General features: G+C 35.1%; 21 protein-coding genes. 12 read left to right on the top strand and 9 right to left on the bottom strand.

Annotated features, from left to right (window positions below; genetic code table 11):
- Window positions 1–125: 125 nt before the first annotated feature.
- Entirely contained in the window at window positions 126–800 is a 675-nt protein-coding gene (gene clpP, locus ACZIX2_RS00590; protein ID WP_463338130.1) for an ATP-dependent Clp endopeptidase proteolytic subunit ClpP, read from the bottom strand.
- Between the two features lie 209 nt (window positions 801–1009).
- Window positions 1010–2335 carry a trigger factor gene (locus ACZIX2_RS00595; RefSeq protein ID WP_463338131.1) on the bottom strand — a complete coding sequence of 442 codons (1326 nt, stop codon included), beginning with the start codon at window positions 2333–2335 and terminating at the stop codon, window positions 1010–1012.
- Between the two features lie 194 nt (window positions 2336–2529).
- Here ACZIX2_RS00595 and ACZIX2_RS00600 point away from each other — a divergent pair, with 194 nt between their 5' ends.
- Complete coding sequence (locus ACZIX2_RS00600; protein ID WP_463338132.1) at window positions 2530–3255, top strand: SDR family oxidoreductase; 726 nt, start codon at window positions 2530–2532, stop codon at window positions 3253–3255.
- A 109-nt stretch (window positions 3256–3364) separates the two neighbouring features.
- Here ACZIX2_RS00600 and ACZIX2_RS00605 read toward each other — a convergent pair whose 3' ends face one another.
- From ACZIX2_RS00605 to ACZIX2_RS00620, 4 genes are read right to left on the bottom strand one after another with little or no spacing between them, the layout of a single operon-like run.
- Window positions 3365–4180 carry an MOSC domain-containing protein gene (locus ACZIX2_RS00605; RefSeq protein ID WP_463338133.1) on the bottom strand — a complete coding sequence of 272 codons (816 nt, stop codon included), beginning with the start codon at window positions 4178–4180 and terminating at the stop codon, window positions 3365–3367.
- Between the two features lie 54 nt (window positions 4181–4234).
- Window positions 4235–4576, bottom strand: a complete 342-nt coding sequence (locus ACZIX2_RS00610; protein WP_463338134.1) for a phage holin family protein — start codon at window positions 4574–4576, stop codon at window positions 4235–4237.
- A gap of 43 nt (window positions 4577–4619) precedes the next feature.
- A complete protein-coding gene (locus ACZIX2_RS00615; protein ID WP_463338135.1) occupies window positions 4620–5420 on the bottom strand; it encodes an alpha/beta fold hydrolase in 801 nt (266 codons plus the stop codon).
- A gap of 44 nt (window positions 5421–5464) precedes the next feature.
- The gene (locus tag ACZIX2_RS00620) at window positions 5465–6181 is read right to left on the bottom strand and encodes a pyridoxine 5'-phosphate synthase (protein WP_463338136.1); all 717 of its coding nucleotides are present in this window, start codon (window positions 6179–6181) and stop codon (window positions 5465–5467) included.
- Window positions 6182–6295: 114 nt separating this feature from the next.
- On the opposite strand from ACZIX2_RS00620, the gene ACZIX2_RS00625 reads away from it, so the two are divergent.
- The 8 genes from ACZIX2_RS00625 to murI all read left to right on the top strand — a co-directional run bounded on the left by ACZIX2_RS00625 (window position 6296) and on the right by murI (window position 14551).
- Window positions 6296–6955 carry a CBS domain-containing protein gene (locus tag ACZIX2_RS00625; protein ID WP_463338137.1) on the top strand — a complete coding sequence of 220 codons (660 nt, stop codon included), beginning with the start codon at window positions 6296–6298 and terminating at the stop codon, window positions 6953–6955.
- 30 nt (window positions 6956–6985) lie between these two features.
- On the top strand, window positions 6986–7870 hold the full coding sequence (locus ACZIX2_RS00630; protein ID WP_463338138.1) for an NAD kinase: 885 nt from the start codon (window positions 6986–6988) through the stop codon (window positions 7868–7870).
- A gap of 143 nt (window positions 7871–8013) precedes the next feature.
- The gene (gene porG / locus ACZIX2_RS00635; protein WP_463338139.1) at window positions 8014–8691 is read left to right on the top strand and encodes a type IX secretion system protein PorG; all 678 of its coding nucleotides are present in this window, start codon (window positions 8014–8016) and stop codon (window positions 8689–8691) included.
- A 1-nt stretch (window position 8692) separates the two neighbouring features.
- A complete protein-coding gene (locus tag ACZIX2_RS00640; RefSeq protein WP_463338140.1) occupies window positions 8693–9433 on the top strand; it encodes an isoprenyl transferase in 741 nt (246 codons plus the stop codon).
- A 7-nt stretch (window positions 9434–9440) separates the two neighbouring features.
- Window positions 9441–12110, top strand: a complete 2670-nt coding sequence (locus ACZIX2_RS00645) for a BamA/OMP85 family outer membrane protein (protein ID WP_463338141.1) — start codon at window positions 9441–9443, stop codon at window positions 12108–12110.
- Window positions 12111–12147: 37 nt separating this feature from the next.
- Window positions 12148–13170 (top strand): OmpH/Skp family outer membrane protein, encoded by a 1023-nt coding sequence (locus ACZIX2_RS00650; protein WP_463338142.1) that lies wholly within the window; start codon window positions 12148–12150, stop codon window positions 13168–13170.
- A gap of 18 nt (window positions 13171–13188) precedes the next feature.
- Entirely contained in the window at window positions 13189–13686 is a 498-nt protein-coding gene (locus ACZIX2_RS00655) for an OmpH/Skp family outer membrane protein (RefSeq protein ID WP_463338143.1), read from the top strand.
- 88 nt (window positions 13687–13774) lie between these two features.
- The gene (murI, locus tag ACZIX2_RS00660) at window positions 13775–14551 is read left to right on the top strand and encodes a glutamate racemase (protein WP_463338144.1); all 777 of its coding nucleotides are present in this window, start codon (window positions 13775–13777) and stop codon (window positions 14549–14551) included.
- On the opposite strand, the gene ACZIX2_RS00665 is transcribed toward murI, so the two are convergent.
- Both ACZIX2_RS00665 and ACZIX2_RS00670 read right to left on the bottom strand, forming a co-directional pair.
- Window positions 14548–15072, bottom strand: coding sequence for a gamma carbonic anhydrase family protein (locus ACZIX2_RS00665; RefSeq protein WP_463338145.1), 525 nt, complete (start codon window positions 15070–15072; stop codon window positions 14548–14550). The two genes, murI and ACZIX2_RS00665, sit on opposite strands and share 4 nt — an antisense overlap.
- Window positions 15073–15089: 17 nt before the next feature.
- Window positions 15090–16088 (bottom strand): PorP/SprF family type IX secretion system membrane protein, encoded by a 999-nt coding sequence (locus ACZIX2_RS00670; protein ID WP_463338146.1) that lies wholly within the window; start codon window positions 16086–16088, stop codon window positions 15090–15092.
- 141 nt (window positions 16089–16229) lie between these two features.
- On the opposite strand from ACZIX2_RS00670, the gene ACZIX2_RS00675 reads away from it, so the two are divergent.
- The 3 genes from ACZIX2_RS00675 (at window position 16230) to ACZIX2_RS00685 (ending at window position 18605) form a co-directional block, all read left to right on the top strand.
- Entirely contained in the window at window positions 16230–17123 is an 894-nt protein-coding gene (locus tag ACZIX2_RS00675; RefSeq protein WP_463338147.1) for a NifU family protein, read from the top strand.
- 134 nt (window positions 17124–17257) lie between these two features.
- Complete coding sequence (locus ACZIX2_RS00680) at window positions 17258–17689, top strand: YtxH domain-containing protein (protein ID WP_463338148.1); 432 nt, start codon at window positions 17258–17260, stop codon at window positions 17687–17689.
- Between the two features lie 94 nt (window positions 17690–17783).
- Window positions 17784–18605, top strand: a complete 822-nt coding sequence (locus ACZIX2_RS00685) for a mechanosensitive ion channel family protein (protein ID WP_463338149.1) — start codon at window positions 17784–17786, stop codon at window positions 18603–18605.
- Here the strand turns inward: ACZIX2_RS00685 and tsaB are convergent.
- Window positions 18602–19270 carry a tRNA (adenosine(37)-N6)-threonylcarbamoyltransferase complex dimerization subunit type 1 TsaB gene (tsaB, locus tag ACZIX2_RS00690; RefSeq protein ID WP_463338150.1) on the bottom strand — a complete coding sequence of 223 codons (669 nt, stop codon included), beginning with the start codon at window positions 19268–19270 and terminating at the stop codon, window positions 18602–18604. The two genes, ACZIX2_RS00685 and tsaB, sit on opposite strands and share 4 nt — an antisense overlap.
- Between the last annotated feature and the right edge of the window lie 57 nt (window positions 19271–19327).

The raw sequence follows: 19327 nt of genomic DNA on the forward strand, positions 1-19327 counted from the left end.
TTTTTTAGTGGTCAGTGGTCAGTGTTTAGTTATCAGTATCGGTTTTACAATAAACTTGTTAGTATTATAAACACATAACTCATTCTTAAAACTGAATACTAAAAACCTGAACACTGAATACTAATTTAACTTCTTCTTAAAACTTCATCAATCATTCCGTATTCTTTGGCTTCATCAGAAATCATCCAATAATCGCGTTCGCTATCAGCATATACTTTGTCAAAAGGTTGTCCCGAATGGTGCGAAATAATTCTATACAATTCGTCTTTCAATTTCAACATCTCGCGTAAGTTGATTTCCATATCCGATGCCACCCCTTGCGCTCCTCCTGATGGTTGGTGAATCATTACTCGTGAATGAGGCAAAGCCGAACGTTTTCCTGCTGCACCCGCGCATAATAAAACCGCTCCCATAGAAGCAGCCATACCAGTACAAATAGTAGCAACATCAGGTTTGATGTACTGCATCGTATCATAAATTCCTAAACCTGCATACACACTTCCCCCTGGTGAATTCAAGTAAATTTGAATGTCTTTGGATGCATCGGCACTTTCTAAGAACAACAATTGTGCTTGTACAATATTGGCAATTTGATCATCGATACCTGTTCCTAAAAAAATGATTCGGTCCATCATCAATCTTGAAAAAACATCCAATTGAGAAATATTCAACTGACGTTCTTCAATGATGTAAGGAGTCATATTTGTCGGATTCATTGCCGCAACGATTTTATCGTAGTATAAGGCATTAACACCTTGGTGCTTTGTCGCAAATTTTTTAAATTCTTTACCGTAGTTCATAGTAATAAGTTTATGGTTTGTCGTTTACAGCTTATAGTTTGTATAAAAAACACTATAAAATCTTGAAATAAAAGAGCGTCAAAAAAAATCTTTTGACGCTCAAATATAACTATTTTTTATGGTTTGGGTTTTCTAATGAAATCATAAAGTTTGCGCTCTATTTCAGGAATCAAACTTTCGACTTCAATCTTCTAACCGCTAACTATAATTTATTCTCCGAAAGAAGCAGCGATAAACTCTTCGTAAGTTACTTCTTTCGTAGTTGGATTGGCTTTTTCTTTGAATAAATCCAACAATTTAGCTGCTACTACTTGATCAGAAAGTCTTCTTACTTCTTCTTGATTAGACAATACTCTAGCTACAATTCCTTGTACTTCCTCATCCGTTGGATTGGTTTGACCGAATTGTGCCATTTGTTGTCTGATTGCATTTGAAGTAAATGTTTTCAAATCTTCAAAAGTGATTTGGATATTACTTTGTGCCATCGCTTTACCTTCGATCAACTGGAAACGCAATCCTTTTTCAGAACGTGCATATTCTACTTCAGCTTCTTCTGGTGTTAATTTTTTCTCACCAACAGTTTGCAACCATTTTTTTAAGAATGTTGCTGGCAATTCAAACGGAGTATTATCAATCAAAAAGTTTTGAACATCAGCTAATAATTTTTGATCCGCTTGTTGTGCGAATTGCGCTTCAGCATCTTCTTTGATTTTTGCTTTCAATTCCTCTAAAGAAGCTACATTTCCTTCTCCGAATAATTTATCAAATAATTCTTGATTCAATTCAGCAGGTTCAGAAGCATTAATAGCCTCGATAGTAAAATCAACATCTACTGCTAAATCGTGTACATTATCATGTCCTACTTTTAAGTAGTCCATCAATTGGTGATCGTCTTCAAATAAACCTTTAGTGTTTACTGTTACCACATCACCTACTTTTTTACCAATAAACAAATCTTGTGTTGCTTTGTCTTTGAAAGTCTCTAATGCAATTGTTGTTGGATTGTTGATTCCGTTAGCTTCGCTAGAGAAAACTCCAGTCAAATCGCATCCTGCAGCTACTACTTCTTGTGGAATTGCTTTTCCGAATTGTTTTTGGATACGCGCTACTTGACCATCAATCAATTTATCATCTGCGATAACAGTGTATTTTACGATGTCATTTTTCGCTTCTAAATCCAATTCAAAATCAGGCACTAAACCAATTTCAAATTCAAATGTTAACTCTTCTGCATCCCAATCCAAATTTTCATTTTCAATTGGCAGTGGAGATCCCAAAAGATTTAATCTCTCGGATTGTATATATTGTTGAATAGCCAAATCAACTACTTTCTTTACCTCTTCTTTTTTAATACCTTTTCCGTATTGTTTGGCCACTAAGTCTCTTGGTACTTGACCTTTTCTAAACCCTTTAACTTGTGCTAAAGGCATTTTTTCGTTGATTCTTTTGGCTACTTGACCTTTGTAATCCATGTGCACCACATTCATCACAATTGTTTCAGTCACAGCATCTATCGCTACTCTTTTGATATCCATCTTGTTCTTATTTTTACGTAATAAAATTGGGTGGCAAAATTATAAAATTTTCAACACCCATACAAGCTTTTTATTTTCAAGCTTTTGAACAACAAAACTTGCCTTTGATTAAATTAAAATTATGTTATAATTCATCCAATTCTCTCCCATAATGAAGATTATGATTTAAATTTAATGTTTTAAACAAAAAAAACATGAACAAACCACTTATCGTTATCACGGGAGCTAGCTCGGGTTTTGGGCTGGAAATGGCAATAGAATTTTCAAAAAGCGGCTATCCACTTTTACTTTTGGCCAGAAGACTAGAAAAAATGGAAGCGCTTAATCTTCCAAATACACTTTGCAGAAAAGTAGATGTTACGGATAAAAATGCTTTTGAAAATGCCATTAGAGAAGCAGAATCCTTGTATGGAAAAACAGATTTACTCATCAATAACGCCGGAGTAATGCTACTTGGCAACATTGCCACACAAGATCCTGCAGAATGGAAATCGATGCTCGATATAAACATTTTGGGAGTCATGAATGGAATGCAGATTGTAATGAATGACATGAAAGCAAGACAAAGCGGCACCATTATAAATGTTTCTTCCATTGCCGGTTTGCAACCTTTTGGAAATCACGCAGCCTATTGCGCTTCAAAATACGGTGTTCGAGGGCTAACACAAACTGCAAGAATGGAATTAAGTCCTTATAATGTAAGAGTAATTGTGGTAGAACCAGGAGCTGTGACTACCGAATTACTTGGCCATACTACTGACAAAAGCATTATCGAAGGCTACAACCAATGGAAAGAAACCGTAGGAGCAGTAAACATTACCGCCAAAGACGTAGCTAATACTATCAAATTTGCCTATGAATTGCCTCAAGGGGTACTATTACGAGAACTTGTTATTACCGACACCAAGCAAGACGCCTAAGAAATCATACAATAGACTTTAAAAAAAGGAGTTCGTTTTACCAATGCAGCAAAACGAACTCCTTTATGTTTTTACCTACAGCAAAAACTAAATACGGTATCGAAATCTATCACCTATTTTTAAGTTGAATGGTAATTTGATCTCCTATAGCAACTTGACCCAAAGTAGTACTTATTAAATTCTGCCCAAACAAAACTTTATTTCCAACTCTTCGATATTCTGCTAAAGTACGCAAGGGATCGCTTCCTGAAACCATTCCTTTGTCTTGATCTACAGTTGTCATTACACAACGTGCGCATGGTTTTACCCCATAAAAAAACTCCTGGCCAATAGTAAATTCCTTCCAAGTTTCTTCTTCATTGGCAGTACCACCAGTAAAAACAAAATTGGGACGAAAACGATTCATCGGAACTGGATTTTCTAAGCGCCTATTCAACTCATCCAAAGAATTTTGACCAATAATCAAAAAAGGATACCCATCGGATAAGGAAGTAAGATCCGTTAAAGTTACAGCATAATCAGGCTCTACTTTTCGCAGACTCTCATCAGGCATATAAACTAATTTCACTTTAAAATTTAGGATGTTAGAAAACCATTGGGAAACCTCAGGCTTAACTTCATAGGCTGCAACCAAATCATCCCATACCGAAACCAACAAAGACGCATCATTATACGTCGAAACCAAAGGAAACTCAACGGATTCACCAGTTATTCGATACTTAACATTTAAAAATTGCTCCTTTATAGCTGTCTGAAATAAGGCCAATTGAGGATATTCTCGCTGAGACACAAATCGGTTTTGCGCATCTACTAACATCCATCGACGGTCATGTGCCAAACCACGATCGGTCAATTGGGCCTGATTGAGCGAAATCCCCCCCATGGATTTGATGGGATAAATCCAAATTTCGGATAGAAGCAACATATTTACTTTTGTTATTAAATTGTATTCTTATGATGTTTTTCTCAAAAACTTCACCTATTCTTTGATAAACAATTTATAAGCTATTGATTGGGACAAGGAAAGCAATAAACTAAAAAGCAAGGCTGTCAAAAAGGAATCCACTACAAAACCACCTACAATTTTAGTACACAAAATGATTACCAATCCATTTATAACCAACAAAAACAACCCAAAGGTAATTATGGTAAAAGGCAATGTGAGCACCACCATTATAGGCTTTATAAAAATATTGATTACTCCCAACACAAATGCTACGATTAGAGAGGTAGTAAAACTTTCTACATGTACCCCAGAAATAAGGTTAGAAATTAACAACACCAACCCTGCGGTGATGAAAAGACGTAATAACATATTCATAGTTTCGATTTTAAATTAGCGTATAAAAAATAAAGTTGAATCATTATTTAAAAAACTCAATACAATATTGATAAAACAACTTCGGATTTTCGGCGTGCAACCAATGCCCCGCTTCTGGTATGGTTTGAAGTTGTAGGTTTGGAAAATGATGCTGAATCCCTTCTAGATCTTCATCCAAAATATAATTAGAATTTCCTCCTCGAATAAAAAGAACGGCCCCTAACCACACCAATTCTTCTGACAAGGCTTTTCCAATTTCTTCAATTTTTTGATTAAACACTGCCAAATTGAAACGGAAAGCCAACTGTCCTGGTTCTTGCCAGTACAAACTCTTTAATATAAATTGTCGAGTTCCAAAATCAGGTATGTACTTAGTAAGTATCACATCTACCTCATTTCGACTAGGCTTAATGGAGAAATCTACTGCGTTCAAACCCGCCAAAATATCTTGATGATGTGGAGCATAATATTTCGGACCTATGTCGGCTACGATTAATTTGCGAATCAAATCAGGATATGTGGTAGCCAACAACATAGCTACTTTCCCCCCCATAGAGTGTCCAATGATATCGATGTTTTGCAATTGTTTATCTTGACAATAGTCGTAAACGTCTTGGGCCATCAATTCATAACTAAAGTCATCCGAATGAAAACTACGTCCATGATTTCGCAAATCCAACAAATGTACTTGGTAACCATCGGTAGCAAATTGAGCTCCCAATGTTTTCCAATTGTCAGACATTCCTAAAAAACCGTGGAGAATAAGCATCACTCTATCTCCCGAAGAAGGAATTGAATTCTCTTGAAGTATAACACTATGTAAAGTCGTTTTACTGTTTACCATCTGTTTTTAATATTTGGATAATACTAACACTGCTCTGTTTTGGACTAGTGAGCTAATTTTTGCAAATACATATTGACCACATTTTCCAAACCTAAATAAATAGCTTCAGAAATCAAGGCGTGACCAATAGAAACCTCTAATAAGCCCGGAATGTTTTGTTGAAAAAATTGAACGTTGTCTAAACTCAAATCATGTCCTGCATTAATTCCTAATCCCAATTCGTTAGCAAGTTCGGCAGCTTTTACATAGGGATCTATTCCTTTTTCATTTCCTAAACTATACTGATGCGCATAGGCTTCGGTATACAACTCTATTCTGTCTGTACCCGTTTTTTTAGCTCCTTCGATCATGGCCTCAATGGGATCCACAAAAATAGAAGTACGAATACCATAACGTTGAAACTCCTGAATCACTTCTGTCAAATAGGATTGATTAACTATCGTATCCCAACCAGCAGAAGAAGTAATTGCTCCAATGGCATCTGGCACTAAAGTAACTTGTGTGGGCTTGCACTCTAACACCAAATCGATAAAATTATGTTGAGGATTTCCTTCGATATTGTATTCTGTATACACTATTGATTTTAAATCTCGAGCATCTTGATAGCGAATATGACGCTCATCGGGACGAGGATGAATGGTGATTCCTTGCCCGCCAAACTTTTGAATATCGGTAGCAACTTGTAATAAATTTGGAACATTTCCCCCTCTAGCATTTCTTAAAGTGGCTATTTTATTGATATTAACACTTAACTTTGTCATAGTAAATAGAAAAATAATTGCAGATAGTTTATTTTGACAACAAAAATACAAAGTAAAACTTAGGACTTTTTCCCTTTTTTTGATTATTTTGCATGAAATATACACAAGAGTATCATGACCGATATCTTAAATTACATTACCAACGACTATAAGGCTATTGACTTCCAAGAAACTATTGCGGAGGCTCAAGATTTTTTACATGAGATTCCTTTTTCACATTTTCCTGTAATTGAAGATGGGATTTATTTGGGATGTTTGATAAAAGACGATTTGGAAACCTTTGATGGAGAAAAAAAAATAGCCGATTATCGTTTTACTCTAGAACCTTTTTTTGCCAAAACTTCAATGATTTGGCTCGATGTATTGGAAGTTTTTGCCAAAAACCACACGAATCTAGTTCCCGTTTTAAATGATGAAAACGCATATGTAGGGTACTATGAAATTGAAGATATCATTAATTTTTTTCACGAAACCCCTTTTTTAAAAGAACAAGGAGGCATACTTGTAGTACAAAAAGCCATACAAGATTATTCCATGAGCCAGGTTTCACAAATTGTAGAAAGCAACAATGGCAAACTATTGGGGTTGTTTATCTCTGAAGCCGATACAACTACCATTCAAATTACTGTAAAAATAAGCTTAGGACCAATGAATAACATCATTCAAACCTTCCGACGCTACAATTACGAAATCATTTCTGAACACCACGAGGACAACTATATCAACAATCTAAAGGAACGATCCAATTATTTAGACAAATACCTTAATATTTAATTCTTCGGATTAACCTACTCTCCTATTATAATGAAAATAGCCATATACGGACAATATTATTTAGTTAGCACAGAACCCATTATCAAAGATATTTTTGTTTTTTTCAATGAAAACAATATCGAAATGGCCATAGAAGCTTCTTTTCTTGAAATGTTGTACGAAAAAAAAATTGTTACCAAATCTTACAACACTTTCAATTCGCATACTGAATTGGACCAAAGCTTTGATTTACTCATAAGTATCGGCGGCGACGGCACCATGCTTAGAGCTGTTACCCTAGTACGAAATTCGGGTGTACCAATGCTCGGAATTAACGCGGGACGACTGGGCTTTTTGACCAATGTTGAAAAAGAAAATATTGCCGCATTTTTACAACTTGTACTCGACAAAAAATACAAACTCTCCAAACGCACCTTATTAAGTTTATCCTGCTCACCAACCAATGAAGCCATTTTGGACTTAGACTTTGCGTTAAATGAAATTTCTGTCAGCCGAAAAGACTCCACTTCAATGATTACTATTGAAACGTATCTCAATGGCGAATTTTTAAATTCTTATTGGGCCGATGGTTTAATCATCGCAACCCCCACTGGAACCACAGGCTATTCCTTGAGTTGTGGTGGCCCCATTTTGATGCCAAACGTAAAAAGTTTTGTTATCACCCCCATCTCTCCTCATAATTTGAATGCACGACCGCTTGTTATCTCGGATGATACCGAAATTTTATTACGTGTATCCGGACGTGAAGATCATTATCTAGTATCTTTAGACTCTAGAATCGCAACCATTCAAAATGAATCCGTTCTAACTATAAAGAAAACTCCTTTTGAAATCAACATGATTGAAATTCAAGAAGTCTCTTTCCTAAAAACCCTCAGAAAAAAATTACTTTGGGGAGAAGACCGAAGAAACTAATCTTGATAAAAAAACCTAAATTATTGCATAACCAACAACATTATAACATAGGTTTTTTCAGAAAACTTAAAAATGCGCACATTTATGCTATAGTTCATCAATTAGAAGTGAATATTATTATATTTGCAGGCAATTGAAATCGTATGAAGAAAATCATTTATTTACTTGCTTTCCTATTTTCTTTCGGAATTTCCTATTCTCAAATTCATGAGATTGGATTTTTTGCCGGAGGCAGTAATTATATAGGTGATATTGGTCCAACGAATTATATAGCTCCTAACAAATTGGCCTTTGGACTGCTATACAAATGGAATAAAAGCCCAAGACACGCTTACCGTTTTTCCTACACACAAACCACATTATTTTCGAACGATTTGGACTCTAAAGAAATCAGCAGATACCAGAGAGGCTTTGCTTTCGAAAACAACATCAAAGAGCTTTCTGCAGGTTTAGAATTCAATTTTTTTGATTTCAATTTACACGAATCAAAAGTAAAAGTAAGCCCGTATGCGTTTACAGGAATTAGTTATTTTTTCAGAGACGAACTTTACAATAATGCAGGAGTGACCCAAAAAGAGGGTAACTCGAATTCATTTGCCTTACCTATTACCGTTGGTATAAAAACAAGTTTAATGCGCAACTTTGTGCTTGGCGCAGAAGTTGGCGCTCGTTATACTTTTACAGACAACATAGACGGAAGTTTTCCTAACAATACAAATTATCAAAAATTTGGCAACATGAATAACACCGATTGGTATGTGTTTTCAGGACTAACCTTAACCTACACATTTGGTGAAAAACCATGTTATTGCGCTTATTAAAATGAAAACAATTAATCAAATAGACAGATCAAAATTACCTAGCCACCTAGCTATTATTATGGACGGGAATGGCCGTTGGGCCAAACAACAGGGGCTTTTAAGAGCCTTTGGTCATGAAAGCGGCACAAAATCAGTAAAAAAAATCATTCAAGCTTGTGTCGAAATAGGTATAGACTTTCTTACACTCTACGCCTTTTCTACCGAAAACTGGAAACGACCAAAACTAGAAGTCGACACCTTAATGAAGGTATTGATCAATTCCTTGCAAAAAGAATTACCAACCCTTCAAGAAAACAACATTCGTTTGAATGCAATAGGGAACTTAGAACTACTACCTTCCAAAGCCCAAAAGCAACTATTGGAAGTAATGGAACTTACCCAAAACAATACAAAAATGACACTCACTCTAGCGTTAAGTTACGGATCTAGAGAAGAATTAACACATGCAGTAAGAAAAATTAGCGAAAAAGTTAAAAATAATATAATTTCTTTGGAATCTATTGACGATTCCATTATAAATAATCATCTTTACACGCACAATTTACCCGATGTAGATTTAGTAATCCGTACTAGTGGCGAACATAGAATAAGCAATTTTTTGTTATGGCAAATTGCTTATGCAGAGCTCTACTTTACGGATATTTTATGGCCTGATTTTAAAGAAGAAGATTTATACGAAGCTTTACTCAGCTATCAAAAAAGAGAACGTAGATTTGGAAAAACAAGTGAACAAATTAAATAAGATTGTAGTGTTAAATAAAACTATAAAAATAGCCCTTTTTACCCTCCTTTTAGGGAGTTTTTTCCAACTATCGGCGCAAGAAAGGGTACCCTTTGATCAAGGTAAAAAATACATCCTTGCTAATATTGATGTAACCGGAAAAATTAGCTTTAACAAACAAACAGTAGTAACATTTACTGGCCTTGAAAAAGGACAAGAAATTACGATTCCTGGAGAAGAAGTAAGTAGTGCCATCAAAAAACTTGGAAAGTTAGGACTATTTGAAGAAATCAATTTTTATGTAGAAAAAATTGAAAACGACAGCGTATACTTAGAATTAAACATACACGAGCTACCCAAATTGAGCGAGGTTCGTTTCAATGGTGTTAAGAAGAGTAAAATTGATGGGCTTATCAAAGACAATAACCTAAAAAAGGGAAAAATTGTCAACGAAAACCTTATTACTACTACCAAAAATTATATTGAAAACAAATATAAAAAAGAGGGATACTACAACACCAAAGTTGTGATTACAAATACCCCAGCAGATACTACGAGCAGCAATCTCGTAAATATGTTGATTAACGTAGACACCGGTACTAAAGTAAAAATTGCAGCTATTGATTTTGTAGGTAATGAAAAATTGACCGACAAGACCTTGAAAGCCGCTATGAAAGAAACCAAACAAAAAAAGGTAACGCGCATCTTCAAAAAATCCAAATTCATTAAGAAAAATTACAAAGAAGATCTAGATAAAGTAATTGCTGCATACAAAGAAAAAGGATACAGAGATGCCCGTATAGTTTCGGATTCTGTAGCTTACAATAAAGAACAAAATGCAATCAACATTAAAATCAATGTTGAAGAAGGTAATAAATATTATTTTGGTAACATCAAATTCTTAGGAAATACAGTGTATACCGATCAAGGGTTATCGCAAATGCTCGGGATAAAGAAGGGCGACACGTATAACGGAGTGCTACTCGAAAAACGCATTGCAGACAAAAGCAAACCCGACGGAGAGGATATTACCAATTTATACCAAAACAATGGATATTTATTTTCTAACATCAATGCCGTTGAGGTAAAAACGGTCAACGATACTATTGATTTTGAAGTAAGAATTACCGAAGGTCCTATCGCGTATTTTAATAAAATTTCTGTAGTAGGAAACGACAAAACTAACGACAAGATTATCTACCGAGAACTTCGCACGAAACCAGGCGAAAAGTACAGCAAAGAAGAACTTGTACGTACCATTCGAGAAATCGGACAGCTAGGATTTTTTGATCCAGAGGCAATCGATCCAAAATTCAAAAATGTAGATGCCGGTGCAGGTACCGTAGATATAGAATACAATTTAGTTGAAAAAGGAGCCAGTCAAATTGAATTACAAGGAGGATATGGCGGAGGAGGTTTTATTGGGACCTTGGGATTATCTTTTAACAATTTCTCTGCTCGAAATCTTTTCAATAAAGAGGCCTACAAACCATTACCAATGGGAGATGGTCAAAAAGTTTCGCTAAGATTGCAAGCCAGTACGTATTTCCAAACCTATAGTTTTTCTTTCTCCGAACCTTGGTTTGGTGGAAAAAAACCAGTTTCCTTCAACACCTCTCTTGCGTATAGTAAACAATACCTCAATAATTTTGTCACTAGAAGAGCGGATAGAAGCAAAAGTTTTAACATTCTGTCGCTTTCTGCTGGAATTTCAAAACGTTTGAGTGTACCAGATGATTTTACTTATCTATCGCACTCTTTAAGTTTTCAAAATTACGATTTGAACAACTATTTTACAGGATTGTTCAGTTTCGGAAATGGGTATTCTAACAACTTAGCTTATACTATAGGTATTACACACTCTAATAAAGGAACTAACCCGATTTTCCCAATGTACGGTTCCGAGTTTAGTTTTTCTGCCAAGTTCACCCTGCCCTATTCTTTATTCAATGGTGTAGATTACAGAAATCTTGGTGAATTAAAAGAAAACAAATACCAATATGATGGTAGTATAGGAGACTCTTACATAGGCGACAATGGGATTATTGTAAACAAAGGAGATTATGTAGAAGCCATTCCTACACAAAATACTAGACCGAATAAAGTAGACGATTTCAGAGATGCCGTAGCAGACCCAGCAAAAGTTGATCAAGAAAAATTTAAATGGTTGGAATACTACAAAATAAAATTTAAAGCCGATTGGTATACTAAAATATACGACAAACTCGTTTTAAGAACTTTAGGCGAATTCGGATTTTTGGGCGCCTATAACCAAAGTAGAGGCTTGATTCCATTTGAAAGATTTTTCTTGGGAGGTGATGGTATGGCGAACTTTGCAATGGATGGTAGAGAAGTAATCCAATTACGTGGATACCCCAACCAATCATTAACGCCAGACGGCCAAAATGATGGAGGTACCATTTATAACAAATTCTCTATGGAATTGCGTTATCCAATTACACTGAAAGCTTCCGCTTCTATTTATGCGTTGGCATTTCTTGAAGCAGGACAATCGTTTGCCGACTTTAAAAATTACAACCCTTTTAATTTAAATCGTTCAGCAGGATTTGGACTACGAGTATTTATGCCGGCCTTTGGATTGCTAGGAATCGATTTTGGACATGGATTTGATGCATTGCCTGGACAAACAAAAGCCAATGGTTGGGAAACCCATTTCATAATTGGGCAACAGTTTTAAAAAAGAGCTATTAACCTTTTTCAAATACTATAAAACTATGAGAAAACATATTTTATTTATATTTTTATCGCTTTTTATAGTAAGCATTGGAAACGGACAATCCAAAGGACCAAAAATCGGCTACATCGATATGGAATACATTCTACAAAATGTAGGAGGCTATATCGAGGCAACAAGTCAATTGGAAAATAAAGCACAAACTTGGAAACAAGAAATAGAAGTCAAAAAAAATGATATTAAAAAATTAAGAGACGCTTTAAACATTGAAAAAGCATTACTCACTAGAGTATTAATTGAAGAAAGAGAAACAGAAATCCAATTTCTTGAACAAGAGCTCTTACAGTTGCAACAACTAAGATTTGGAGCTAACGGTGATTACATCACGAAAAAAATGGCCTTATCTAAACCGATACAAGACCAAGTTTTTACAATAGTTCAAGATATTGCCGAACGATTAAAATATGATTTTATATTTGACAAAACCTCTGATTTCACAATGCTTTTCGCTGCCAAAAGATTTGATATTAGCGATCAAGTACTGAGAAAATTAAATACCGCTGAAAAAAGAGAAAAATTAAGCAAGAAAGAATTAGAAGCGCAAGAAGCCAAAGAAAAAATTCAAGAAGCGTTAGATGAAAATCCAGAATTAAACGAACGTCAGTTACAAATTCAAGCAAAAAAAGAAGCGCAGAAAAAAGCCTTAGAAGAGCGCATTCAACTGCAAGAACAAAAAAGAAAAGAATTTGAAGAAAATAGGCGAAAATTAAAAGAAGCGAGAGGAACTAAAAAAAGTGGCACAATTTCTGAGAGTACAGAAAAACCCACCACCAATACAGAAGGTGTTAGCAATCAAAACAGTACTACCGTTTCAAAATTGGCTACAGAGCTAGACAAAGAAAAAGTAGCTACAGAAAGAGCTCAAGCCGCAGAGGCGAAAAAACAAGAAATTGCAGAGAGAAAAAAAGCTCTAGAAGAAAAAAGAAAAAAAATACTCGAAGAAAGGGAAGCACAAAGAAAAGCTAAAGAAGAAGAAAATAAACAAAAAACAAACGGAAATTAATTACTAAAATTTAAAACAATGAAACAAATTAAAACTTTATTAATTGCAGCAGTAGCAATGTTAGGAGTAAACAGTATGAACGCTCAATCTAAAGTTGCACATGTAAATGTTGCTGAAATTATGACTAAAATGCCAGCTATGCTTGACGCTCAAAAACAATTAGAAAAATTGAGCACTACATATGATGCTGAGTATAAAAAAATGGTAACTGAATATCAAGATTTACTTAAAAAATATGATGCAGAAGCAAAAACAGTAACCGATGCCGTTAATGAAACACGCGGTAAAGAAGTACAAGATATGCAACAACGTATTGTAGCTTATAGAGACAATGCTCAAAAAGAATTACAACAAAAAGAAGGCGATATCACTAAACCTTTATACGAAAAAGTAAGAGCTTCAATCCAAAAAGTTGGTAAAGCAAAAGGAGTACAATACATCCTTGATGCTGCATCATTATTGATGGCTGACGGTCCAGATTTAACTGCTGATGTTAAGAAAGATTTAGGTTTCTAATATCATTCAAATTCTAATACAAACGGCTCCTTTCATTTGATTGGAGCTTTTTTTTTGGTATCAAGCCATAAAACCGTAAATTTGTACTATGCACAATAATCATCCAATTGGCGTTTTTGATTCTGGAATTGGGGGCACCTCGATATGGAAAGCCATACATCAACTCATGCCTAATGAAGCGACAATTTATTTAGCAGACAGTAAAAATGCTCCTTACGGTCAAAAATCCAAAGAAGAAATCATTGCATTGAGCAAGAAAAACACCGATTTTTTATTGAGCTTAGGATGTAAAATCATCGTAGTTGCTTGCAATACCGCCACTACCAATGCCATCAGAGAACTACGCGCTTCATATGACATCCCATTTATTGGAATTGAGCCAGCGATCAAACCGGCCGCTACACATTCCAAAACACAAACTATTGGTATATTAGCCACTCAGGGCACCCTAAACAGCGAACTGTTCAACAAAGCTGTAGAAATGTACCAAGACACTAAAATTATTGAACAAATTGGCCACGGATTAGTACAATTGATAGAAAGTGGTCAAATGTACTCTCCAGAAATGTCGAAATTGCTCCATGACTATCTCACACCAATGATAGCCGCCAATATTGACTATTTGGTTTTAGGTTGCAGTCATTATCCGTATTTGATTCCACAAATAAAAAAAATACTTCCACCTCATATTAAAATTATAGATTCAGGTGAGGCTGTTGCCAAACAAACGCAACATGTATTAAAAGAAACCGTGGGGCTTTCAAATCTATCGGAAAGTCACCCCATTTTCTACACTAATACCAATCCAAAAGTACTGACTGATATCCTAGAACACCAATATCAAGTAATACAAAAAGACTTTTAACGTTCTGTTTCTTCTTTAAACCAACTAGAATACAACACGTAATTATTGGAAATACGTGCAATTTCGCCAGCAAAATCCGACTGATCAATGTCTTTTACTTTCTTTGCCGGTACTCCTGCGAATATAGTTCCTGAAGGGACTACAGTGTTTTGAGTAACTACCGCTCCCGCAGCAATAATAGCATTACTTTCAATTACACAATTATCCATAACAATTGCTCCCATCCCGATTAAAACATTGTCATGAATGGTACAACCATGTACAATAGCATTATGACCTATTGAAACATTATTCCCAATAATGGTGGGATGTTTTTGATACGTACAATGAATAACTGCACCATCTTGAATATTCACTTTGTTTCCAATGGTAATAAAATGCACATCGCCTCGAATAACAGCATTAAACCACACACTACAAGAATGACCAAAAGTCACCTCTCCAACAATTGTTGCATTTGGAGCTACAAAACAATCTTCTGGTATTTGTGGAGACTTTCCGTTTACTGGTAAAATAATCATGTTGAAATCTTTTATTGTTAATTAATTGCCGGACAATCGCACTCAAATTTTTCTCGCTTGCAGAACAAATTCAACCCTAAAGTAAGTTGATGATAACCGCCATTGTCAAATCGAACAGCACCGGCAACATGAGAATAGGTATATGCAAACATAAAATTATGATAATTTACACCAATAATTGGACTAATAAATTGCAATTTTTGAGAAGCGACACCTGAATTTGTAGCATATTGAGCCCCATCAAAACTATTTCTATAGGATAAACCAGCCCAAATACTTCCAAAATCCAAATTTTTATAGGCTTTTAAATTGACATCAATGGCTTTTTCTTTTGTTTTTTCAGTGAATTGAAACAATACCGAAGGTTCCCATAAAATTTGATCTTTTCTACCGAAAATATACCCTGAAGAAATCAAATATTTGCGCAAATTATCAAATTCGTAAATGCTATAAATCTCTCTTCTTGTTTCTACCACATTCTTTATGGTGGCATGGGTATAAAAATTCAGAAAATTATACGAAATGCCCAAATCAAAATTTAGGTAAGCATCACGTTGTACTATAGTTCCGTTTATGCTAGGATCAAAATCACCGGATTGAATAAAATCAGTTTCATCCAATTGACTTTGAATAAAACCTGTACTAATCCCAAACGATAATTGATTTAAATCCAAAGCATCTCTAGAAAACATTAAATGATACGCATAACTCAATTTTACACCTTTTTGAGAATGATATCCATTTCTGTCATTAAAAACAATTACACCAGCACCAGCTTTATCTGTAATTCTACTATTAAAGCTTAGGGTTTGTAATTGAGGCGCATCCTCTTGTCCAAACCATTGTTTTCGAGCGGTAAGCCGCAACTTATCACAATTGGCGGCACCAGCCATCGAGGGATGGATCAAATAATAATTATCAGATAAATAATCAGAATATACTGGAATTCCTTGTTGTGAAAAACTCGAAATTGAAGTCAGTAAAAAAAATACTAAAAGAAAATTTTTATACAACATTAAATTGGTATGGTAAATTGGATTGGTTCTAGCTAAAGAATAATTGAAATTAATTGACGGATTGGAAAATGCTATTATAAAAAACCAAATATAACGATAAGTAAAAAATATCTTTAGTAATTTTGCGAAAAATAAATTGACATGATAAAAATAGCTATAAAGGAAACTCAAAACCCAACGATTCTTAAATTTGAATTTCCAGACTTTATTACACAAAATGAAAATTTTGAATTTAAAAACATAGACGAAGCAAAAAATTCACCATTAGCCCAACAACTTTTCTACCTTCCATTTGTAAAAACAGTATACATTTCCGGGAATTTTATTGCTATAGAAAGATTTAGCATTGTAGAATGGGAAGATGTGAAGGAAGCTGTAGCAGAACAAATTGAAAAATATGTAAATGAGGGTGGGGCAATTATTACTATTGACACAACTAAAGCAAAAAAACAACCCGTAACAGTATACGGTGAAACTACGCCAAATCCAGCTGCTTTAAAGTTTGTAGTTAACAAAATGCTCACCAAAACTCCAATAGAGTATAAAAACATAGATCAAACACAATCTTCACCTTTGGCACAAGAACTTTTCAAATTTCCATTTGTAAAAGAAATTTTCATTGACGAAAACTACGTTTCAGTGACTAAATACGACATTGCCAATTGGGATGAAATCACATTAGAATTACGCACGTTTATCAAACAATACATCGAAAATGGTGGAACTGTAATTGAAGCCTCTCTACTCGACAAAGCTCAAACAGACGAATCCGTTAAAGACGAAAATTTTGATAATCTAGATGAAACTTCGCAAAAAATCATCAACATCTTGGAGGAATATGTAAAACCTGCTGTTGCAGCCGACGGAGGAAACATTGTTTTTGATTCTTATAGCAATGAAACCAACACCGTAAGAGTAATCATGCAAGGAGCATGTAATGGATGTCCTTCATCAACATTTACTTTAAAAAATGGTATCGAAAACATGTTAAAAAGTATGCTCAACAACGATACAATTAAAGTAGAAGCTGTTTAATCTATCTCACAAATACACAATGCCATCTTCATTTCAAGATGGCATTTTTTGTTTTACGAATTTACTTCACTGATTTTCAATAGTTATCAAAAATATTTAGTTAAATTAGTGTCTAATTTAAACTAACTAGTATCATGGGAGTAACATCATTTTTCAAAAACTTATTTGGATCAGCGCAAAAAACAGCCGCTGAATTGGCAAAAGATGCCGAAACTGCTTTTGAAGAAGCAAAAGAAGTAGCCGCGCCTCATCTAGACAATGCAATTAAATTTGCGGATGAAACCATTGACAAAGTCAAAGACTCCTCGGCTACTTATCTTGAAAAAGCTGAGCAATTTGCCGAAGAAACTATCGATAAGGTTTCTGAATCAGCCGCACCAATAATCGATAAAGCTGAAGCACTTGCCCATAAAGCCAAAGATTCGATAAGCGAATACTCTGAAAAAGCAGAGACGGTTATTGGAGATATTGTTGAGGATGTAAAAGAAAAGTCGTCCGAGGTCGCAAAAAAAACTTCAGAAATTGTTGATGAAACCGTAAATGAAGTGAAAAAAAAGTTAGAATAAGAATCAATTATTTCATACAAAATCAAAAAAATTGTACTATTGTATAGTCAACATAACCTTCTCTTTGGTGAAGGTTTTTTAATTCAATTGCTGTATGGATGCTAATCAAATTCAATTTACCAATTACGCGTCGCTATTGTGGAACGCAATTTTAGACTATTCGCCAAAATTGGTGTCGGCTTTTGTGATTTTAATCGTTGGTATTTATGCCATTCGATTGATTACTCGGGTGATAAAAAAAGTGATGCTTCAACGCGAACTAGACCCTACTCTGAGCAAATTCTTGGCTGACATTTTGGTGTGGGCTCTTCGAATTTTACTCTTTGTTGCCTTCATTTCAAAATTAGGCGTGGAAACCTCCTCTTTTGTAGCAATTCTAGGAGCAATGGGATTGGCCATTGGTTTGTCCTTACAGGGGTCTCTTTCAAATTTTGCTGGTGGTATGTTGATTATCCTTTTCAAACCCTTTAAAATGGGAGATACAATCGAAGCCCAAGGTCAAATTGCTACCGTACTCGAAATTCAAATATTTGTCACCAAATTAGTCACCGCCAACAACCAAACTATTTTTATCCCTAACGCCTTATTGTCCAACGGCATGATCATCAACCATTCTATGCAAGGACAACGCAGAGCCGACTTGACCATAGCTATTTCCTATGATACCGATTTAAAGAAAGCTAAAGAAATTATTGCAGAGGTGATGCACAACAATCCAAAAGTTTTATCCCACCCTGCACCAGAGGTAAGTGTAAAAAACCTTACGGATAATGGGATTCAACTAGCGGTACGACCCTGGGCAAAAAATGCAGATTTTGGAGCTGTATTCGCAGAAACTCTCGAAAATTGCAAACTAGCTTTTGACGCAGCGGGCATAGAAATTCAACCTTACGTAAAAGAAGCCTCGAAGAGTTAAGCTTTTTTTGTAGTGATCATGAAGTCTTTCAAGTAAAATGGTTCAAAATATGCCACATCAACAGTGTCATTTTTGAGGTACTTCTCATAACTCAACTGAGACATTTCTTTGGCTGAGGGATACTGAACTCCATCTAAAAAAATAAAATTAGGTGACGAAAGTACCGTTTGACATTTTGCATTACAATCTCCAATGAAGTAGATTTTTTCTTGCCATTCTTCGAATGATGTTTCGGTAATCACTTCTGCCAAAATGGATCTTTTTGACTCATATTGGGCATCAAAAATTGCGCTATACACTTCCATTCTTCGGGCATCAATCATTGGAATTATCAATCCCTCCTCAACTTGAACTTGTCTCGCTAAGGTTTCTAAGGTATCAACTGCAATTAGGGGTATATTCAAAGCATAACACAAACCTTTGGCAGCCGAAACACCAATACGCAAGCCTGTATAAGAACCAGGCCCCTGACTTACAGCAATGGCATTTAACTGTTGATAAGTAATGCCGGCTTGTTGTATTAGTTCCTCAATAAATACATGCAAGTACTCTGCATGAGAATAACCCTCTTCTGCGAGTTCTTTGCTGAAGATTGTAATTCCATCTTTGGCCAATGCTACAGAACAATTTTTAGTAGCTGTTTCTATGTTGAGTATATACGTCACAACTTTATGAATATAAACTCGAAAATCACAATCGTAACTTATGATTGTGATTTTTCG

It is taken from the genome of Flavobacterium riviphilum (assembly GCF_055231795.1).

Coding starts and splice junctions, on each gene's coding strand:
- clpP (WP_463338130.1), bottom strand. CDS start 800: ATGAACTACGGTAAAGAATTTAAAAAATTTGCGACAAAGCACCAAGGT.
- ACZIX2_RS00595 (WP_463338131.1), bottom strand. CDS start 2,335: ATGGATATCAAAAGAGTAGCGATAGATGCTGTGACTGAAACAATTGTG.
- ACZIX2_RS00600 (WP_463338132.1), top strand. CDS start 2,530: ATGAACAAACCACTTATCGTTATCACGGGAGCTAGCTCGGGTTTTGGG.
- ACZIX2_RS00605 (WP_463338133.1), bottom strand. CDS start 4,180: ATGTTGCTTCTATCCGAAATTTGGATTTATCCCATCAAATCCATGGGG.
- ACZIX2_RS00610 (WP_463338134.1), bottom strand. CDS start 4,576: ATGAATATGTTATTACGTCTTTTCATCACCGCAGGGTTGGTGTTGTTA.
- ACZIX2_RS00615 (WP_463338135.1), bottom strand. CDS start 5,420: ATGGTAAACAGTAAAACGACTTTACATAGTGTTATACTTCAAGAGAAT.
- ACZIX2_RS00620 (WP_463338136.1), bottom strand. CDS start 6,181: ATGACAAAGTTAAGTGTTAATATCAATAAAATAGCCACTTTAAGAAAT.
- ACZIX2_RS00625 (WP_463338137.1), top strand. CDS start 6,296: ATGACCGATATCTTAAATTACATTACCAACGACTATAAGGCTATTGAC.
- ACZIX2_RS00630 (WP_463338138.1), top strand. CDS start 6,986: ATGAAAATAGCCATATACGGACAATATTATTTAGTTAGCACAGAACCC.
- porG (WP_463338139.1), top strand. CDS start 8,014: ATGAAGAAAATCATTTATTTACTTGCTTTCCTATTTTCTTTCGGAATT.
- ACZIX2_RS00640 (WP_463338140.1), top strand. CDS start 8,693: ATGAAAACAATTAATCAAATAGACAGATCAAAATTACCTAGCCACCTA.
- ACZIX2_RS00650 (WP_463338142.1), top strand. CDS start 12,148: ATGAGAAAACATATTTTATTTATATTTTTATCGCTTTTTATAGTAAGC.
- ACZIX2_RS00655 (WP_463338143.1), top strand. CDS start 13,189: ATGAAACAAATTAAAACTTTATTAATTGCAGCAGTAGCAATGTTAGGA.
- murI (WP_463338144.1), top strand. CDS start 13,775: ATGCACAATAATCATCCAATTGGCGTTTTTGATTCTGGAATTGGGGGC.
- ACZIX2_RS00665 (WP_463338145.1), bottom strand. CDS start 15,072: ATGATTATTTTACCAGTAAACGGAAAGTCTCCACAAATACCAGAAGAT.
- ACZIX2_RS00670 (WP_463338146.1), bottom strand. CDS start 16,088: ATGTTGTATAAAAATTTTCTTTTAGTATTTTTTTTACTGACTTCAATT.
- ACZIX2_RS00675 (WP_463338147.1), top strand. CDS start 16,230: ATGATAAAAATAGCTATAAAGGAAACTCAAAACCCAACGATTCTTAAA.
- ACZIX2_RS00680 (WP_463338148.1), top strand. CDS start 17,258: ATGGGAGTAACATCATTTTTCAAAAACTTATTTGGATCAGCGCAAAAA.
- ACZIX2_RS00685 (WP_463338149.1), top strand. CDS start 17,784: ATGGATGCTAATCAAATTCAATTTACCAATTACGCGTCGCTATTGTGG.